The organism is Qipengyuania sp. RANM35 (genome assembly GCF_041021145.2).
In the GTDB taxonomy this organism is placed as follows: Bacteria; Pseudomonadota; Alphaproteobacteria; order Sphingomonadales; family Sphingomonadaceae; genus Qipengyuania; species Qipengyuania soli.
Genome location: NZ_CM196433.1, coordinates 636,837 through 653,747 on the forward strand (window position 1 = coordinate 636,837; position 16,911 = coordinate 653,747).

Consider the following 16,911-nt stretch of genomic DNA (forward strand, 5'->3'; position numbering starts at 1 on the left):
GGCGCGATGCAGACCAACGAAGCATTGCGTGCGCTGCGCGGGGACATCCCCGCGCAGCATCGGGCGCAAAAGGCGATGGAGAAGGTGATTGCTGACTGGCGCTCGTCCGGTTTGGGGGGCGTGGCAAGGGACGAGCTGAAGCGCTTTGGCGAGGGAGCGGAATGGAAGGACTGCCCCACCCTTGTGCAGCTGATCAGGGACCATGCCATGGCAACGGCTCTTGTGACGCCGTTGATCGAAGGCATCGCAGCGGCATTGCGCGACCACCCCTTTGGTCATGTGCCGTTTCGTCACCAGCTGTCGGACGGGGTTGCGATGCTGCAATTGATCGAGGCTGGCCCAGCGGTTGTCACCCTGCTCGCATATGGCGAAGAGGCAGCCGTACCTGCTCCTGAGACAGTCTCCTTTTCCGACGTCGAGCGGCACGAGATCGTGCTTTCCGGTTCAGCAGACCTGCGCATTGCCGAACTCATTCAGGAAACTGGCACCCATGCTGCCATCGATTGCAGTCCGCGACGTGTGGTCGAGGGCGAACCGATGCATTTCCCGCCCGATATTGCCCGGATTGCCGAGAAGATTCACGGGCAGATGGTGGTGCTGAGAGTGGCCCGATCGCCACTGCATCCTCGTCCTTCACGGGCATTTCGCCTCGACGATGGCTCTCTGGTGCACCGCGCCAGCGGGGACAGGGGCGAAAGCCGGCGAGAGATCGCGATGGCAGTGCTCGGACGAATGGGGCGCCACGAAGCGGCACCACTTCTTGCCGAACTGGCGCGCGAAGGCAGCGATCATTTTCGCTGGCAGGCATTGCGCGAATGCATCGCGCTCGACAGCGCGACAGGCTTCGACGCGCTCACCGAATGCGCAAATACCGCCGACGACCCGCTCGCCGGGCATGCCGGGGCGCTGCGAGCGCACCTCCTCGAAGCCTACCCCCAACTCGCAACCGTCCAGGAGACCATGGCATGCCCCGCGTAATCGGCAATCGAGCCGAAGAGGCTCTCAGTCTCGAACAGACACTCGCGCTGCTCGGTGACGGCTTTTCGCCCGCTGACGAGGAAAGTACCGACGAGGCGGCGCAGCTTCTCGCAGGTCTCGGCCGCAACCGCGACTTCCTCGGCGATTTGCTGGTGGACCAGCTGCGCAACCGCCATCGCGACGGCGGGATAGAGAGCGCCTATGGGCCACAGGCGATCGTCCTGTCACCGGTAAGGGGCAAATGCTTCCTGCGGGCCAACATCTGGCCGAGCGATGACGAGGCCTGTTTCACCGCGAGCGGCGCGCGCAACTTCGTCTATGGCCTGCCTCACGACCACAATTTCGACTTCCTGACGGTCGGCTATTTCGGGCCCGGCTATCGCAGCGACTATTACGAATACGACTACGAGAGCGTGACGGGTTTCCGTGGCGAGTTGGCGGACCTGCGCTTCGTCGAACACAGTGCGCTGCACGAGGGACGGCTGATGCACTACCGCGCCCATGTCGACATCCATTCGCAATTGCCGCCGGAAGCGACCTCGATCTCACTCAACATCATGCATGTCGACGCCGCGCAGGGCTGGTTCGACCAGTACGGCTTCGATCTCGACAGCAATGCCATTACGGGTGTGCTCAACCCGACCTCGACGGAGACCTTCCTGCGCTGTGCGGTCGGGCTGGGAGGCCAGCGCGCCCTGGATCTCGCCGAAACCTTCGGCAGGCGACATCCGAGCGACCGGTTGCGGCTGGCCAGCTATGAAGCGCGGGCCGGACTCTGTCGCGAACCCGGTGAACGGGATGCGCTGTGGCGCGAAGCGGAGTTTTCGGGAAGTCGCCTGCTGGCGATGGAAGCGGCCGCGCGAAGGCGGGCGCTGGCGGCCTAGAAACCGCCGCCGGCCAGTGCGTCGATGGCACCCTGGAGGATGACTGCGGCGGCGTGGCTGTCGATCTTCTCGGCGCGCTTGGCGCGGCTCATGTCCTGGGCGATCATCGCCCCTTCCGCGCTGGCAGTGGACCAGCGTTCGTCCCACAGCAGCACCGGCAGGTTCAGCGCGGCAGCGACATTGCGCGCATAGGCACGGCTGGCCTGTGCACGCGGTCCTTCGCTGCCATCCATGTTGCGCGGCAGGCCGATCACGACGCCACGCACGCCGCGCTCCGCGACTATCGAGCGCAGGGCTTCGCTATCCTTGCCGAACTTCCCACGGATGATGGTCTTGCCCGCCGTGGCAAAGCGCCAGCCTGCATCGCAGGTTGCGACGCCCACGGTCTTCGTGCCGACATCGAGTGCCAGCAAGGCACCACCGTCGGGCAGCGCGTCACCGAAGTCGAGCCGGTTGTCGGTTACGAGGGGCTTTGCGTCCATGCCTTCACCCGCGCGACTACGTCTTCCTGCACGTTCTTCCAGAACAGCGGGATATCATAGACGTGATAGTTTCCACCCGGCAGCACGCCTTCTCCCAGCGTCGGGGGCTCGCCGATGTAGAGCAGGCCATTACTGCCGCATCGCGCCGGCACCGCTCCTGCAACCAGCGAACCCGAGGTCATGCCCTCGTCGGGCACCAGCGTGCCGAGGTTGGCGCTAGCGGGTGCATTGCCGCCGGTGGACCCGGTCAGCGGATTGACGCAGAGGATCGGACCGTCGCCGCGCGGCTGGCCATCATACCCGGGCGTCGCCTTGTAGCGTTCCATGATGAGTGAAGCATCGCCATCTTCGGCAAAGGCCGACCAGGCAAGCAGGCACTGTGTCTGTGCGGGCGCCGCGCAGGCCGGGAAAGGCAGGGCCGGAAGGTCATGTTCGACCGAAACCGGCCAGCCCGGTGCGTAGACTGCGACGATGCGCTTCTCGAGCGGTGTGCCGGCAACTTCCTCGCGCAGCAGGCGCAGGACATGTGCCGCACCCTGGCTGTGCCCGGCAAGGACGATGGGCTTGTCGGCATCGACGCTCTCGACGAAATAGCGGAAGGCCTGCGCGACATCGGCATAAGCCGCATCGATCGCCTTCGCCGCCTCGGGCTTGTCGGTCAGGAAGGCACCTGCCCCTGCCTGGCGGTATTTGGGTGCCCAGATTTCGTCGGCGCGGTTGAACGGGCTTGCGAGGCCCTTGAGGAAGAGACGGGCCCGGCTGTTGGTCGAGGCATCGTCGAGCGTCGCATTCCAGTCGCCGCCAGCCTTGATGTAACTCGTCGGGGGAACGAAGAAGACAGCAAAGGATGGCAGTTCACTGGCATCGGCCGGTTCGCCGGGCAGGGTGGCGGTCGCAGCCATCGGGTTCCCTTGGTCGAGGCTTTGCTCTGCGGCGGGCGCGTCGGGCGAGGGAGTTCGGGTCGCGGGATCGACAGGCGCTTCGGCAATGGCTGGCTGGTATCGGGCCGGGTCTTCGGTCCCGATGCCGGGGCGCGAGTACCACATGTCCGGGTCTTCGTACGCATTGGCCGCCAGCGGCTTTTGTTCGACGAATTCACCGCGTGGGACGAAGGCGATCTGCGTCGCTTCGCGCGACCAGATCGACAGGGCGATTGCGCCGGCGATGACGATGACGATGATCACCGCAATCAGGTAAAGGAACTTGCGGGCCATCAGGCAGGCTCCGCCTTCATGGCACCGTGCCGGGCATCGTCGCCCTTCTGCAGCCGGACCGCGCGACGCTCGAGCGCCACCTTCATCATGGCCAGCATCGGGTCAGCCAGCGCGAGGCCGAGGATCCCGAACAACGCACCGAAGATGAGCTGTGCGGAGAGAACCAAGGCCGGGGCGAGGTCGACCGTCTTCTTGGCGATCATCGGCACCAGCACGTAACCGTCGAAGTTCTGGACGAGGAAATAGACGAAGATCGTGTAGAGCCCCATCTCGGTCCCGCCGGAAAAGCCGACCAGCACCATCAGCACGCCGGAGATGATCGCGCCGATGTTGGGGATGAAGGCGAGCAGACCCGTCAGCAAGCCGAGCAGCGCCGCCATCGGCACCGGTTCAAGCCCGATGATCATCCCGCCGAATGCCAGCATGATCCAGGTGAAAAACCCTTCGAAGCCCATGCCGAGGAGGCGACCGGCGAGCAGGCGGCGCATGGTGTAGGCCTGATAGCTCAGCGTATCGAAGAAGGCATCGCGTCGGCCTTCGGGGATCATCCAGGCAACACCGCGCTCGTAAACCCGCGGGTCGATGGCGAGATAGATACCGATTATCGCAATCAGGAAGGCCGTGGTGAGCCCGCCGAAGATGCCACCGATTGCCTTGGTGACCGTGCCGACGCCGCTGACCAGGTTGCTGGCGATCTTCTGGACGTCTTCCTGTCCGATCGCGAAGCCCTTGGACTGGAGGAATGCCAGCAAGCGCCCGATCTGCTCGCCAATGATGGCTGGAAATTCGGCGGCCTGCTGCGAAATCTGCGAGCCCGCGAAATAGCCGAGCCATATGAGGAAGGCGACCGTCAGGAGAAGCACGATCCCGACGCGCCAGTTGCGACCAAGCGGCAGGATGCGGCCCAGCAGGCGCGCTCCTCCATCGATCATGGCGGCGAATACAAGTGCCCCGAAGATAACCAGCAAGGACTGCGACAGATGGACCGCCAGGACGATCAGCCCGATGACGAGACCCCAGACGAGCGCCTTTGACGCCTCATACCGAAGCTTGGGACTTTCGATCCGCGTTGGGCTGGCCCCGGCAGTGTCACCGCCCTTGTCGTTTGTCGAACCGGACGGCGATGTATCTGTCATTGCGTGCTTTTCCTCTCTGCGAGCGGTGGCCGCAGAGTGGTCCAGGCGCGTCCGTCACGCAAGCTCGTAAACCAGCTGATCGGGTTCAGCGTCGTCGTTCCGTCGAGCGAGAAGGTGATGAATTCCGCCCGTCCTCCGATGTTGGCCAGAGGAACGGGACCCAGCAGGCCGCGGTCGCTGATGGTCTCGCGACTGTCGGCCGAATGGTCGCGATTGTCGCCCATTACGAAGACCGCATCGTCGGGAACGGTGATCTCGGCGAAGTTGTCGAGCTGCTGCCGCTCGTGGTCGATGATCAGGTAGGTAGCGCCATTGGGCATGGTTTCGCGCATGACAGGGACGCGGCAGACGCGCTTGCCGGTGTCGTCGGTGGCACGGAAATTATCGAGGTCGAAGCCGTCGCAGCGCGAATTGGCATCGAGCGGCAGGTCGATGGCGGGCTCAACCTTCTGTGGAACCGGCGTGCCGTTGAGGATGATCTGGCCGTTCTCGACAGCGATGCGGTCGCCGGGCAGCGCAACGACGCGCTTGATGTAATCCTCGTCACGTTCCGGGTGCACGGGGATGACGATGTCGCCGTATTCGGGTGTCGCGGCCCACAGCCGCCACTTGCCACGCGGCGCGAGGTGGAAGCTGATCGACGACCAGTTCCAGCCATAGGGATATTTGCTCACCACCAGGCGGTCGCCGACCAGCAGGTTCGGCATCATCGATTCCGACGGGATATAGAACGGTTTCGCGATGAAGCTGTGGAACGCGAAGACCGCGAGCAGCATGATGGCGAGACCGCGGATTTCCGCCAGCCAGTCGACCTTCTCGTCGGTCTTGTCTTTCTTGTTCTTGGGAATGTCGTTCACTGCCGGGCTGCCGGTACTCATGCGGGAATGGCCTCGATGATCACGTAGGCCTGGGCCCATGGATGATCGTCGGTGAGGGTAAGATGAATGCGCGCCTCATGGCCGTGCGGAATCATTTCCGCAAGCCGGATTGCAGCCCCTCCGGTAAGGGCGAGCGTCGGTGCACCCGAAGGCGCGTTCACCACGCCGATGTCCTTCATGAACACACCGCGCCGAAATCCCGTGCCGACAGCCTTGGAGAAGGCTTCCTTGGCGGCAAAGCGCTTGGCGTAGGTGCCTGCGATGGTGAAGGGCCGGCGGCGGGCCTTGGAAATCTCGATTTCGGTGAAGACCCGCTGCTCGAAGCGCTCGCCAAAGCGTTGCAGGGAGTTCTGGATCCGCTCGATATTGCAGAGGTCGGAGCCGAGGCCGATGATCACGGGCGCGCCTCGTCCATCAGGTCGCGCATCCGGCGCACGGCTGCTTCCAACCCGACGAATACCGCTTCGCCGACAAGGTAATGGCCGATGTTGAGCTCGGCCAGCTCGGCTATGGCGGCGATGGGTTTCACGTTTTCGTAGGTCAGGCCGTGCCCTGCGTGCGGCTCGATACCCAGCTGGCGGGCGAGAGCGGACATTCTCGCTATGCGATCCAGCTCGCGCGCTTCCCGCTCGGTGTCGCCGTCGAGGCCGGCATGCGCGTATTCGCCCGTGTGAAACTCCACCACCGGCGCACCAAGGCGTTGCGCGGCTTCGAGCTGGCGCTCGCTTGCTTCGATGAAGAGCGACACGCGAATGCCCGCATCGGACAGGCGAGTGACAATCGGCGCAAGCTGGTTGTGCAGGCCTGCCGCGTCGAGCCCGCCCTCGGTTGTGCGCTCTTCGCGCTTCTCGGGCACGATGCAAGCGGCGTGCGGCTGGTGGGCCAGCGCGATGGCGAGCATTTCCTCGGTCGCTGCCATCTCGAGGTTGAGCGGCAGGTCGGTCGCTGCCTGGATACGACGCAGGTCGGCGTCGCGGATATGACGCCGGTCTTCGCGCAAATGGGCGGTGATCCCGTCACCCCCCACAGCTGCGACGATCTCGGCCGCGCGCACCGGATCGGGATGATCGCCGCCACGCGCGTTCCGGATGGTCGCGACATGGTCGATGTTCACCCCGAGGCGCAGTCGCTGGCTCAAGCCGTGCGGCTCCCGGGCTTGGTCACGGGGATCGCGGCCAGTTCGGGTGGCACTTCGTCCTCGGCATAGGAGGGGAAGTTGATGTCGACGAGCGGGAAGAAGGGGACACCGAGGTCGGCGGTGCCATTGGAGCGGTCGACGAGCGCGCACTCGGCAATAACCTCGCCACCTTCGCGCCCGACGGCGTCGATCGCTTCGCGGCTTGATAGGCCGGTCGTCACGACGTCCTCGACCATCAGCACCTTGGCGCCCGGTTCGAGGCGGAAGCCGCGGCGCAAATGGAAGACGCCCTCCGGCCGTTCGAGAAACATGGCGTCCTTGCCCAGGGCACGGCCCATTTCGTGACCGATGATCAATCCGCCCATCGCCGGGCTCACCACCACGTCGATCTGACTGCGGATTTCACGCGGGATTCGCTGGGCCAGTGCAAGTGCCAGCCGCCCGGCGCGTTCCGGGTTCATGAGCACGCGCGCGCACTGCAGGTAATGCCCGCTGTGGCGCCCGCTCGAGAGCTTGAAATGGCCTTCGAGGAGGGCCTCGCTGGCGCGGAATTCGCTGAGGATGTCTTCGTCTGTCATACCGGTCTGGCTCAAAGCGCGTTGCGCCGCTTTAGGCAAGGGGCAAACGAATGTGCATATTTTTCTCGCCTGCCCGCTTGAGGCCCGCGCAAAGCCTGCCTATAGGGCAGCCCAAATCGCGCCCCTGCGCCGGGGGAATCCCTTGCGCGCGGCCGGTAAATGAGGGTCACTCCGACCGAGCCGATAACGAGACACGAAAGAGCGTCCAGAGATGAAATTTCATGGCTCCCGCAACGGGTTCCACCGCATCGCAGCCGGCCTTTCCATGGCACTGGCCCTTACGCTCAGCCCGGTGCTGGCAGTCGCGCAGGATGCGCCTGCCGCTGAGGTAGAGCCTGCTGTCGAGGCACCCGTCGCTGCCGATGCCGCCGCGACCGATGTGACCGCGGCCGATGCAGCTGCACCTGCAGCAGGATCGTACACGCCGATGAAGCCGACTGCCGGCAAGGGTATGCCCGTCGAACGTGGCATCGATGTTCAGGACCAGTATTCGCCGACCGGCGATTTCGCGCATGGCCTGCACATCGGCCTGGTCTGGGTGATGGCAATCATCAGCGCTTTCGTGCTGCTGCTCTTCATCATCGTCATCGTTCGCTTCAATGCAAAGGCGAACCCGGTTCCCTCGAAGACCAGCCACAACACGCTGATCGAAGTTATCTGGACCGTCGTCCCCGCGCTGATCCTGCTCGGGATCGCGATCCCTTCGATCACGCTGATCTCGAAGCAGTACAAGAGCCCGCCGAAGGATGCGATCACCGTCAAGGCGATCGGCTACCAGTGGTACTGGGGCTACAATTATCCCGACAACGGCGATTTCGAAGTCGTGTCGAACATGCTCAAGGAAAAGGCCGACGTTAAGGCCGGCGAGCGTTTCCGCACCGATGACGACGGCCCGTCGCACCTCGCGGTCGACAACCGCATGGTCCTTCCGGTCGGCGTTCCGATCCGCCTGCAGACCACTGCAGCCGACGTGATCCACTCGTTCGCAGTGCCGAGCCTGTGGTTCAAGCTCGACGCGGTCCCGGGTCGCCTGAACGAGAAGATGCTCATCATCAAGGAACCGGGCGTCTACTTCGGCCAGTGTTCGGAGCTGTGCGGTGCGCGCCACGGCTACATGCCGATCGCCATCGAAGCGCTGCCGCTTGACCAGTTCAACGCCTGGGTCGTTGCCCAGGGCGGAACGGTGAAGGGCGCGAAGGCTGAAGAAGCTGCGGCGCCTGCTGCAGCTCCGGCTGCCGCAGCACCGGCTGAAGGCGAAGCTGCGCCGGTTGCTGCCGAAGCTACCACCTGATATTAGCAATTACTGATATACGAAGCCGAGAGAACAGACCGATGGCCACTACCGCCGACCACTTCCAGGCTCACGACGACCACGCACACCATGATGCCGATCACAAGCCCGGCTTCTTCGCGCGCTGGTTCATGTCCACCAACCACAAGGACATCGGCACGCTGTACCTGATCTTCGCGATCATCGCCGGCATCGTCGGTGGCGCGATTTCGGGTATCATGCGCATGGAGCTGGCCCAGCCCGGCATCCAGTACCTGCAGTTCTGGGCGGAGTTCATGGGCGGCAATGCCGACTTCGACACCTCGCTTCACATGTGGAACGTGTTCATCACGGCTCACGGCCTGATCATGGTCTTCTTCATGGTCATGCCGGCCATGATCGGCGGCTTCGGCAACTGGTTCGTACCGCTCATGATCGGCGCGCCCGACATGGCGTTCCCGCGCATGAACAACATCAGCTTCTGGCTGACGGTCGCCGGGTTCTTCAGCCTGCTGTTCTCGCTGTTCGTACCGGGCGGTACCGGCCCGGGCGCGGGTACCGGCTGGACCGTCTATGCTCCGCTGTCGACCAGCGGTTCGCAGGGTCCGGCTGTCGACTTCGCGATCTTCTCGCTTCACCTTGCGGGTGCGGGTTCGATCCTGGGCGCGACCAACTTCATCACCACCATCTTCAACATGCGCGCGCCGGGCATGACCCTGCACAAGATGCCGCTGTTCGTATGGTCGGTGCTCGTTACCGCCTTCCTCCTGCTGCTCGCGCTGCCCGTGCTTGCTGCGGCGATCACCATGCTGATCACCGACCGCAACTTCGGCACGACCTTCTTCGACCCCGCAGGCGGCGGTGACCCGATCCTTTACCAACACCTGTTCTGGTTCTTCGGCCACCCCGAAGTGTACATCATGATCCTGCCGGGCTTCGGCATGATCTCGCAGATCGTTGCGACCTTCAGCCGCAAGCCGGTGTTCGGCTACCTCGGCATGGCCTACGCCATGGTCGCAATCGGCGTCGTCGGCTTCGTCGTGTGGGCCCACCACATGTACACCGTCGGCCTCGACGTGAACACGAAGATGTACTTCACCGCGGCAACCATGGTCATCGCAGTCCCGACGGGCGTGAAGATCTTCAGCTGGATCGCCACCATGTGGGGCGGTTCCATCCAGTTCAAGTCGCCGATGGTCTGGGCGATCGGCATGATCTTCCTCTTCACCGTGGGCGGCGTGACCGGCGTGTACCTCGCCAACGGCGGCGTGGACGACGTGGTGCACGACACCTACTTCGTCGTCGCGCACTTCCACTACGTGCTGTCGATGGGTGCGGTGTTCTCGCTGTTCGCGGGCTTCTACTACTGGTTCCCGAAGATGAGCGGCAAGATGCACTCCGAGCTGCTGGCCCACCTCCATTTCTGGGGCTTCTTCATCGGCGTGAACGTGATCTTCTTCCCGCAGCACTTCCTCGGCCTGCAGGGCATGCCGCGTCGCTACCCAGACTATGCGGAAGCCTATGCCTACTGGAACGAGATCAGCTCGCTCGGCTACGAAATCATGGCCGGTTCGATGATCTTCTTCTTTGCCAACATCGTGTACGCCTTCGTGGCGGGCAAGAAGGCCGCAGACAATTACTGGGGCGAAGGCGCCACGACGCTCGAATGGACGCTGTCGAGCCCGCCGCCGTTCCACCAGTTCAGCGAACTGCCGGTGATCGAGGACCATCACACTGCCGACGATCACATGAGCCCCAAGCCCGCTTCGGCGTAAGGCGCAAGGCAATCGAACAAGCAGCGGCCGGTCCCCAAAGGGCCGGCCGTTTGCCGTTGAGGACCAGGAGAAGAGCATGCCAGAAATGCGCACCATCGATGTCGGCGACCTGAGTCTGCGCTGTGCCATCGAGGGCCCGGAGCCGGGCTCGGCGCCGCTTGCCATCATGGTCCATGGCTTTCCTGAAAGCTGGTACAGCTGGCGTCACCAGCTCGGCCCGGTCGCTGATGCGGGCTTTACGGCCTGCGCCATCGACGTTCGGGGATATGGCGGCTCGGACAAGCCTCACGCAGTCGATGCCTACTCGATGGAGCACATCGTCGGGGATCTCGTGGGCCTCAAACTGGCGCTCCATCCCGACGAACCCGCTGTCCTGATCGGACACGACTGGGGTGCACCGATCGTCTGGAACACGGCGCTGACCAACCCGGATCACTTCCGTGCAGTCGCGGGGATGTCGGTACCCTTCGCCGGCGTGCCGCAACGCCCCTTTACCGAGGTGTTCCGCGAACATTTCACCAGCCAGGGCCGGTTCTTCTACCAGGAGTATTTTCAGGACCCGGGTGTGGCCGAGGCCGAGGCCGAACGCAATCCGCGCGACTGGGTGGCGCGGATGATGTACTCGATCAGCGGCGATGTCCCGCCGGGCGAATACTGGAGCAAGCAGCTGGGCGCGACCTTCCTCGAAGGGCTGCCCGATCCGCAACCCGTCCCGTGGCTGACCGAGGAAGACCTCGACTTCTACGAGAGCGAGTTCAAGGCGTCGGGTTTCCGGGGTCCGCTCAACCGCTACCGCAACCACGAGAACGATTACGAGTGGCTGCAGGGCTGGGTGGGCAAGAAGATCGAACAGCCCGCGCTGTTCATCGGCGGCACCCGCGATCCGGCCACGACCCTCTTCGGCGCGGTTGCCGACCCGGTGGCCATGATGCGTCTGTTCGCTCCGCGCGTCGAAGGCCACGTGCTCGAAGGTGTCGGCCACTGGACGCAGCAGGAGCGGCCCGAAGAGGTCAACCGCTTGCTGATCGACTGGCTAAAGCGGCTCTAGCGCCCTATATGGCCCCCGATTCCATGACCCAGGCGATCCCCACCCAACTCCCCGCCGACTGGCGAGACTTCTTTGCGCTGACCAAGCCGCGCGTGATGACGCTGGTGATCTTCACCGGGTTCTGCGGCCTGCTTGCCGCGCCGGGAAGCATTCACCCTGTGCTGGGCTTCACTGCCATTCTCTGTATAGCGCTGGGCGCGGGCGGGGCGGCTGCGCTCAATCAGTGGTGGGAAGCGGATATCGATGCCGGGATGAAGCGTACCGCGCAGCGCCCACTGCCTGCAGGTCGGCTTCATCGCACCGACGCACGCGATTTCGGCATTCTCATCTCGGCTGCTTCGGTCGTCATTATGGGGCTGGGCGTCAACTGGCTTGCGGCTTCCATCCTCGCGATTTCGATCTTCTACTACGCTGTGGTCTACACCATCTGGCTCAAGCCGCGCACACCGCAGAACATCGTCATCGGAGGCGGCGCCGGGGCCTTCCCACCGATGATCGGCTGGGTTGCCGTTACCGGCGACATCACCTTGATGCCGGTCCTGCTGTTCGCGATAATCTTCATGTGGACGCCGCCCCATTTCTGGGCGCTCGCGCTGTTCGTGAAGACCGATTACGCAAATGTCGGCATTCCAATGATGCCGGTCGTAAAGGGCGAGAAATCGACCCGTCGCCAGATCCTCGTTTACACGGTCCTGCTGGCCCCCATCGCCATCGCGCCATGGTATCTCGGCTACACGGGCGCGGTCTACGGCGTGATCGCCTCGGCACTCAGCCTTGCTTTCTTCGCCCTCGCGCTGCCTGTGGGCCTGCGCGACACGGCGGAGGGCGATACGATGAAGCCTGAAAAGCGCCTGTTCGGTTTCAGCGTCGCCTATCTCTTCGCCCTGTTCGCTGCGCTGGTGGCGGATGCCTATCTCACCCCCATGTTGATGGCCTGATGATGACTCCCGAAGAAGAAGCCGAATTCCGTCGCCGCCAGAAGAGCCGCAATCTCGTGCTCGGCGGCATCCTGCTGGGCCTTGCCGTCCTGTTTTACGTGATCACCATCGTCAGGATGTGAGGCCACGATGACCGCTGCAACGCTCCAGGCCCGCAAGAACCGCACCGCAATGCTGGCGCTGCTTGGCGCTGCTGCGATGCTTGGTCTCGGTTATGCCGCTGTCCCGCTTTACCAGCTGTTCTGCCAGGTCACCGGCTTCGGCGGCACGACCCAGCGCGCCAGTGAGAGCGACGCCGACATCGCCGCTCGCCAGGCGGCGAGCGGTGCGGCACGAACGATCTCGGTCCGCTTCGATGCCAACACCGCGGGCGACGTACCGTGGAGCTTCCACCCGGAACAGCCGACCGATACGGTCACGATCGGCCAGCGCGACATGGCCATCTACATCGCCAAGAACAATTCCAGCGAGCGCATCACCGGCACCGCGACATTCAATGTCGAGCCCGAGCAGGCCGGCAAGTATTTCAACAAGATCCAGTGCTTCTGCTTTACCGAGCAGGTGCTCGAACCGGGGCAGCAGGTTCGCATGCCGGTGCTTTATTACGTCGACCCGAAGGCGCTCGACGATCCGAACATGGACGGGGTTGAGCAGATCACCCTTTCATATACTTTCCACCGGGCTTTGGATTTAGCCGAGTAGCCCCTAGACCCGCGCGCAATGGCGCATTAAGGGCCTCCGCAAAGCGAAAACCAGGACGCGTAAACATGGCTGGCAACGTCAATCACGAATACCACATTCTCGAACCCGATATCTGGCCGCTGATCGGCTCGATTTCGGCGCTCACCTTCACCAGCGGCATGGTGCTGTTCATGCACGACATGCCGAGTGCGAAGATCGTCCTCGGCCTCGGCATCATGGGCCTGATCGCGACCTTCTTCAGCTGGTTCTCGAACATTGTGAAGGAAGCCCAGCGCGGCGACCACACGCCCGTCGTGCAGCTTCACCTGCGCTACGGCATGATCCTGTTCATTGCTTCGGAAGTGATGTTCTTCGTCGGCTGGTTCTGGAGTTTCTTCGACTTCGCACTGTTCCCCTCGACGATTTCCGAGGTGGTTGGCGGGCAGTTCCCGCCCAAGGCAATCGAGGCGGTCATGGACCCCTTCAGCCTGCCGCTGCTCAACACGCTGATCCTGCTTTGCTCGGGCACCACGGTTACCTGGGCGCACCACTCGCTTATCCATGGCGACCGTGACGGTCTCAAGAAGGGCCTCTGGCTGACCATCCTGCTGGGCGCGCTGTTCACCAGCATCCAGGCCTATGAATACGCCCACGCGCCGTTCGGCTTCGGTGGCAACACCTACGGCTCGGCATTCTACATGGCGACCGGTTTCCACGGCTTCCACGTGCTTGTCGGCACGATCTTCCTGATCGTCTGCCTCGTGCGCACCTACAAGGGCCACTTCACCCCGCGCCAGCACTTCGGCTTCGAAGCGGCTGCGTGGTACTGGCACTTCGTCGACGTGGTGTGGCTGTTCCTCTTCGTCGCCGTCTACGTCTGGGGCGGCTGGGGTGCACCCATCCACTGATGTCCTCGGACATTCGGATTACGGCAGAGGGCAGCCCGGCTTAGGTCAGGCTGCCCTTCGCTTTTAGAAAGCCCTCGCATGACCCGCCGCATTCCCATCATCCCGACCGTAATCGTTGCCGCTGCCATCGCGACGATGATCGCGCTCGGTTTCTGGCAGCTCGATCGCAAGGGCCAGAAGGAAGCGCTGATCGCACATGCCGAGCGCTCGCTGAGCATGTCGTCGGAGGTCGAATATCCGCGCGACGAGCGCGCTCTCGATGGGGTGCTTTACCGCCGTACCCGCGTGACCTGCGCCAGCCTGATAGATGCGACGACAGTTGCGGGCTCCAGTGCGCGGGGCGAAAGCGGTGTAGCCCATCGTGTGACCTGCGACCTTCCTGACGGCAGGCCCGTGAAGATCGACCTGGGTTTTTCGCGCGATCCGGCACCGGTTCCTTGGAGCGGCGGTGAGGTCAGCGGAATGATTGCCCCCGGCGGCAGGATCGTCGCGACGGACGAGGTGCCCGGGCTTGAGCTGCTCGCGCTGCCGGATCCGAGGGACCTGCCGAACAATCATCTCGCTTACGCAGGTCAGTGGTTCTTTTTCGCCCTGACCGCACTGGTGATCTACATCCTTGCCCTTCGACGCCGCACTCAATCGGAGGGCAGGGAGGCTAAGGGGGAATAAAGCCCCCATTGCTTGCCCGTACACCCGCCGCCCGCTAACCGCATCGCACGATGAAATACGTCTCCACCCGCGGCTCTGCGCCATCGCTCGATTTCGCCGGCGTCACGCTGGCTGGCCTCGCCTCGGATGGCGGGCTCTATGTGCCCGAGCAGTGGCCACGCTTCACGCAGGACGAGATCACGGCGATGCGCGGGCTACCCTATGCCGAACTCGCCGCGCGGGTGATGCAGCCCTTTGTCGGCGATTGCCTGACGCCCGATCGCCTGCTCGAGCTGACGACACAGGCCTATGGCCGTTTCGCGCACAAGGCGGTGACGCCGCTGGTCCAGCTCGACGAGCAGCAATGGCTGCTGGAGCTGTTCCATGGCCCCACGCTCGCCTTCAAGGACGTGGCGCTGCAACTCCTCGGCCTGTTGTTCGAGGAGTTCCTTGCGCGCGAGGATGGCAGCCTGACGATCGTCGGCGCGACCAGTGGCGATACCGGCAGCGCCGCCATCGATGCGGTTGCGGGCCTCGACCGGGTCGAGATCTTCATGCTCCACCCCAAGGGCCGGGTGAGCGACGTACAGCGGCGCCAGATGACGACGGTGCGTGCGCCGAACGTCCACAACATCGCCATCGACGGCAGCTTCGACGATGCGCAGGCGATGGTGAAGCGTATTTTCGCGGATGCCGACGTCACGGCCAGGCATCGCATCGGAGCGGTCAATTCGATCAATTGGGCCCGCCTGATGGCGCAGGTGGTCTATTACTTTGCCGCCTCGCTCCAGTTGGGCGGCCCCGAACGCAAGCTCGCCTTCAGTGTGCCCACGGGCAATTTCGGCGATGTCTTCGCCGGCTATGTTGCCGCGCAAATGGGCCTGCCGATTGAGCGACTGGTGGTTGCCACCAACATCAACGACATCCTCCACCGTGCGCTATCGCAAGGCGACTATTCGACCGGCACGGTGACGCCGACCGCAGCGCCGAGCATGGACATCCAGGTCTCCTCCAACTTCGAGCGGCTGCTTTTCGATGTCGGTGGACGAGACGGAGCGGCGCTCGCCGAGCAGATGCGCGCCTTCGAGGCGAGCAAGGCCATGCGCCTCACCAATGCCCAGCAGCAGGGTGCCTCGGCGCTCTTCACCAGCGCGCGTGCCGACGAAGGCGAGACCGCACAGTCGATGCGCTGGGCCTATGAGCATTGCGGCGAAATCATCGACCCTCACACCGCGATTGGTCTCCACGCCGCCCGCCATGCCGAGCTGCCAGGCGATATTCCCGTGGTGACGCTTGCCACAGCTCACCCGGCCAAATTCAATGATGCCGTCGAACGTGCCACCGGCACGCGCCCGCCGCTGCCTGCCCGTGTCGGCGACCTCTTCGCGCGCGAGGAGGCTTACGTCGAACTCCCGGGCACTTACGAGGCTGTGCGCGACCACATCCTCGCCAACGCATCCTGATGGCCGAGCTCGTCCGCAATCCCGTACTGATGGTCGGCGAGGGCTGGGATGCCTATCGCCTGCTCGACAGCGGCAATGGCCGCAAGTTCGAGGCCTACGGGCCCTACAGCTTCATCCGTCCCGAACCGCAGGCCATGTGGACTCCTCGGCTTGAGGGTTGGGATGCGCATGGCGAGTTCGTTCCCGGCAGCGATGAGGACGGCGGCGGGCGCTGGCAATACTTCAAGGACGTTCCGGGCGCGGGCTGGGAACTTGGCTGGGGCGACGAAGTGCGTTTCAACGCTCAGTGCACTCCCTTCCGCCATCTTGGCTTCTTCCCCGACATGGCCCCGGTGTGGAGCTGGATGGGTGATCAGCTTGCCGGCAGGGACGATGCCGAGACGATGAACCTGTTCGGCTATACCGGCGTCGGTTCGCTCGCCCTGTCGCAATACGGCCGCGTCACCCATGTCGATGCGAGCAAAAAATCGGTCGCCCAGGCGCGCGAGAATGCCGCGCTTTCGGGCATGGAGGACCGCCCGGTCCGCTGGCTGGTCGAGGATGCAATGAAATACACCGCGCGCGAGGTGCGGCGCGGACGGCGTTACGATGGCATCATCCTCGACCCTCCCAAGTTCGGGCGTGGTCCCGATGGCGAGGTTTGGCGGCTGGAGGAAGGGCTGCCCGGTCTCGTCGCCGATTGCCGCCAGCTGCTCGATGCCGACAGCAGCTTCCTGTTCCTCACCGTCTATGCAGTGCGCATGAGCAGCCTCGCGCTGGGCGGGTTGCTCGACGAGGTGTTCTCAGGCCTTCCGGGAAAGATCGAGCACGGCGATCTTGCCGTGCAGGAAGACGGCTCGGGCCGCTTGCTCCCCACCGCAATCTTCGCGCGCTGGTCCAATCCGCGCTAGGG

General features: G+C 63.8%; 19 protein-coding genes. 12 read left to right on the forward strand and 7 right to left on the reverse strand.

Annotation, left to right across the window (positions count from 1 at the left end):
- Positions 1 to 6: 6 nt before the first annotated feature.
- Positions 7 to 978, forward strand: coding sequence for a HEAT repeat domain-containing protein (locus RAM60_RS03160; RefSeq protein WP_369025602.1), 972 nt, complete (start codon positions 7 to 9; stop codon positions 976 to 978).
- Entirely contained in the window at positions 966 to 1,862 is an 897-nt protein-coding gene (locus RAM60_RS03165) for a transposase (RefSeq protein ID WP_369025601.1), read from the forward strand. Before RAM60_RS03160 ends, RAM60_RS03165 begins: the two co-directional genes overlap by 13 nt.
- Here the strand turns inward: RAM60_RS03165 and ruvX are convergent.
- The 7 genes from ruvX to pyrE are packed head-to-tail and all read right to left on the reverse strand — an operon-like array spanning position 1,859 to position 7,288.
- Positions 1,859 to 2,344, reverse strand: coding sequence for a Holliday junction resolvase RuvX (gene ruvX / locus RAM60_RS03170; RefSeq protein WP_369025600.1), 486 nt, complete (start codon positions 2,342 to 2,344; stop codon positions 1,859 to 1,861). The genes RAM60_RS03165 and ruvX overlap by 4 nt on opposite strands.
- Complete coding sequence (locus tag RAM60_RS03175) at positions 2,323 to 3,558, reverse strand: DUF3089 domain-containing protein (RefSeq protein WP_369025599.1); 1,236 nt, start codon at positions 3,556 to 3,558, stop codon at positions 2,323 to 2,325. Before RAM60_RS03175 ends, ruvX begins: the two co-directional genes overlap by 22 nt.
- Positions 3,558 to 4,694 (reverse strand): AI-2E family transporter, encoded by a 1,137-nt coding sequence (locus RAM60_RS03180; RefSeq protein WP_369025598.1) that lies wholly within the window; start codon positions 4,692 to 4,694, stop codon positions 3,558 to 3,560. The genes RAM60_RS03175 and RAM60_RS03180 overlap by 1 nt, the downstream gene beginning before the upstream one ends.
- Positions 4,691 to 5,572 (reverse strand): signal peptidase I, encoded by an 882-nt coding sequence (gene lepB, locus RAM60_RS03185; RefSeq protein WP_369025597.1) that lies wholly within the window; start codon positions 5,570 to 5,572, stop codon positions 4,691 to 4,693. Before lepB ends, RAM60_RS03180 begins: the two co-directional genes overlap by 4 nt.
- On the reverse strand, positions 5,569 to 5,970 hold the full coding sequence (gene acpS / locus RAM60_RS03190) for a holo-ACP synthase (protein ID WP_369025596.1): 402 nt from the start codon (positions 5,968 to 5,970) through the stop codon (positions 5,569 to 5,571). Before acpS ends, lepB begins: the two co-directional genes overlap by 4 nt.
- A complete protein-coding gene (locus tag RAM60_RS03195) occupies positions 5,967 to 6,710 on the reverse strand; it encodes a pyridoxine 5'-phosphate synthase (protein WP_369025595.1) in 744 nt (247 codons plus the stop codon). The genes acpS and RAM60_RS03195 overlap by 4 nt, the downstream gene beginning before the upstream one ends.
- Positions 6,707 to 7,288, reverse strand: a complete 582-nt coding sequence (gene pyrE, locus RAM60_RS03200) for an orotate phosphoribosyltransferase (RefSeq protein WP_369025594.1) — start codon at positions 7,286 to 7,288, stop codon at positions 6,707 to 6,709. The genes RAM60_RS03195 and pyrE overlap by 4 nt, the downstream gene beginning before the upstream one ends.
- A 211-nt stretch (positions 7,289 to 7,499) precedes the next feature.
- Here pyrE and coxB point away from each other — a divergent pair, with 211 nt between their 5' ends.
- From coxB to RAM60_RS03250, 10 genes are all read left to right on the forward strand, one after another.
- Positions 7,500 to 8,579 (forward strand): cytochrome c oxidase subunit II, encoded by a 1,080-nt coding sequence (gene coxB / locus RAM60_RS03205; RefSeq protein ID WP_369025593.1) that lies wholly within the window; start codon positions 7,500 to 7,502, stop codon positions 8,577 to 8,579.
- Positions 8,580 to 8,620: 41 nt separating this feature from the next.
- The gene (gene ctaD, locus RAM60_RS03210) at positions 8,621 to 10,333 is read left to right on the forward strand and encodes a cytochrome c oxidase subunit I (RefSeq protein WP_200983103.1); all 1,713 of its coding nucleotides are present in this window, start codon (positions 8,621 to 8,623) and stop codon (positions 10,331 to 10,333) included.
- A gap of 76 nt (positions 10,334 to 10,409) precedes the next feature.
- Entirely contained in the window at positions 10,410 to 11,381 is a 972-nt protein-coding gene (locus RAM60_RS03215) for an alpha/beta fold hydrolase (RefSeq protein WP_369025592.1), read from the forward strand.
- A gap of 23 nt (positions 11,382 to 11,404) precedes the next feature.
- Positions 11,405 to 12,319, forward strand: coding sequence for a heme o synthase (locus tag RAM60_RS03220; RefSeq protein ID WP_510640165.1), 915 nt, complete (start codon positions 11,405 to 11,407; stop codon positions 12,317 to 12,319).
- A complete protein-coding gene (locus tag RAM60_RS03225) occupies positions 12,319 to 12,441 on the forward strand; it encodes a cytochrome c oxidase system small membrane protein (protein ID WP_281388141.1) in 123 nt (40 codons plus the stop codon). The genes RAM60_RS03220 and RAM60_RS03225 overlap by 1 nt, the downstream gene beginning before the upstream one ends.
- A 7-nt stretch (positions 12,442 to 12,448) precedes the next feature.
- Positions 12,449 to 13,021, forward strand: coding sequence for a cytochrome c oxidase assembly protein (locus tag RAM60_RS03230; RefSeq protein ID WP_369025590.1), 573 nt, complete (start codon positions 12,449 to 12,451; stop codon positions 13,019 to 13,021).
- Between the two features lie 65 nt (positions 13,022 to 13,086).
- Entirely contained in the window at positions 13,087 to 13,908 is an 822-nt protein-coding gene (locus RAM60_RS03235) for a cytochrome c oxidase subunit 3 (RefSeq protein WP_200983107.1), read from the forward strand.
- A gap of 78 nt (positions 13,909 to 13,986) precedes the next feature.
- Positions 13,987 to 14,577, forward strand: coding sequence for an SURF1 family protein (locus tag RAM60_RS03240; RefSeq protein WP_369025589.1), 591 nt, complete (start codon positions 13,987 to 13,989; stop codon positions 14,575 to 14,577).
- A 50-nt stretch (positions 14,578 to 14,627) separates the two neighbouring features.
- Positions 14,628 to 16,019 carry a threonine synthase gene (thrC, locus tag RAM60_RS03245; RefSeq protein WP_369025588.1) on the forward strand — a complete coding sequence of 464 codons (1,392 nt, stop codon included), beginning with the start codon at positions 14,628 to 14,630 and terminating at the stop codon, positions 16,017 to 16,019.
- Positions 16,019 to 16,909 carry a class I SAM-dependent methyltransferase gene (locus tag RAM60_RS03250; RefSeq protein WP_369025587.1) on the forward strand — a complete coding sequence of 297 codons (891 nt, stop codon included), beginning with the start codon at positions 16,019 to 16,021 and terminating at the stop codon, positions 16,907 to 16,909. Before thrC ends, RAM60_RS03250 begins: the two co-directional genes overlap by 1 nt.
- The last annotated feature ends 2 nt before the right edge of the window (positions 16,910 to 16,911 follow it).

Excerpts from the sequence above, each read along its gene's own strand:
- RAM60_RS03215 (WP_369025592.1), top strand. The coding sequence starts at position 10,410 with ATGCCAGAAATGCGCACCATCGATGTCGGCGACCTGAGTCTGCGCTGT.
- RAM60_RS03180 (WP_369025598.1), bottom strand. The coding sequence starts at position 4,694 with ATGACAGATACATCGCCGTCCGGTTCGACAAACGACAAGGGCGGTGAC.
- RAM60_RS03250 (WP_369025587.1), top strand. The coding sequence starts at position 16,019 with ATGGCCGAGCTCGTCCGCAATCCCGTACTGATGGTCGGCGAGGGCTGG.
- RAM60_RS03230 (WP_369025590.1), top strand. The coding sequence starts at position 12,449 with ATGACCGCTGCAACGCTCCAGGCCCGCAAGAACCGCACCGCAATGCTG.
- RAM60_RS03220 (WP_510640165.1), top strand. The coding sequence starts at position 11,405 with ATGACCCAGGCGATCCCCACCCAACTCCCCGCCGACTGGCGAGACTTC.
- RAM60_RS03160 (WP_369025602.1), top strand. The coding sequence starts at position 7 with ATGCAGACCAACGAAGCATTGCGTGCGCTGCGCGGGGACATCCCCGCG.
- RAM60_RS03240 (WP_369025589.1), top strand. The coding sequence starts at position 13,987 with ATGACCCGCCGCATTCCCATCATCCCGACCGTAATCGTTGCCGCTGCC.
- lepB (WP_369025597.1), bottom strand. The coding sequence starts at position 5,572 with ATGAGTACCGGCAGCCCGGCAGTGAACGACATTCCCAAGAACAAGAAA.
- ruvX (WP_369025600.1), bottom strand. The coding sequence starts at position 2,344 with ATGGACGCAAAGCCCCTCGTAACCGACAACCGGCTCGACTTCGGTGAC.
- RAM60_RS03175 (WP_369025599.1), bottom strand. The coding sequence starts at position 3,558 with ATGGCCCGCAAGTTCCTTTACCTGATTGCGGTGATCATCGTCATCGTC.
- RAM60_RS03225 (WP_281388141.1), top strand. The coding sequence starts at position 12,319 with ATGATGACTCCCGAAGAAGAAGCCGAATTCCGTCGCCGCCAGAAGAGC.
- RAM60_RS03165 (WP_369025601.1), top strand. The coding sequence starts at position 966 with ATGCCCCGCGTAATCGGCAATCGAGCCGAAGAGGCTCTCAGTCTCGAA.
- thrC (WP_369025588.1), top strand. The coding sequence starts at position 14,628 with ATGAAATACGTCTCCACCCGCGGCTCTGCGCCATCGCTCGATTTCGCC.
- coxB (WP_369025593.1), top strand. The coding sequence starts at position 7,500 with ATGAAATTTCATGGCTCCCGCAACGGGTTCCACCGCATCGCAGCCGGC.
- ctaD (WP_200983103.1), top strand. The coding sequence starts at position 8,621 with ATGGCCACTACCGCCGACCACTTCCAGGCTCACGACGACCACGCACAC.
- pyrE (WP_369025594.1), bottom strand. The coding sequence starts at position 7,288 with ATGACAGACGAAGACATCCTCAGCGAATTCCGCGCCAGCGAGGCCCTC.
- RAM60_RS03235 (WP_200983107.1), top strand. The coding sequence starts at position 13,087 with ATGGCTGGCAACGTCAATCACGAATACCACATTCTCGAACCCGATATC.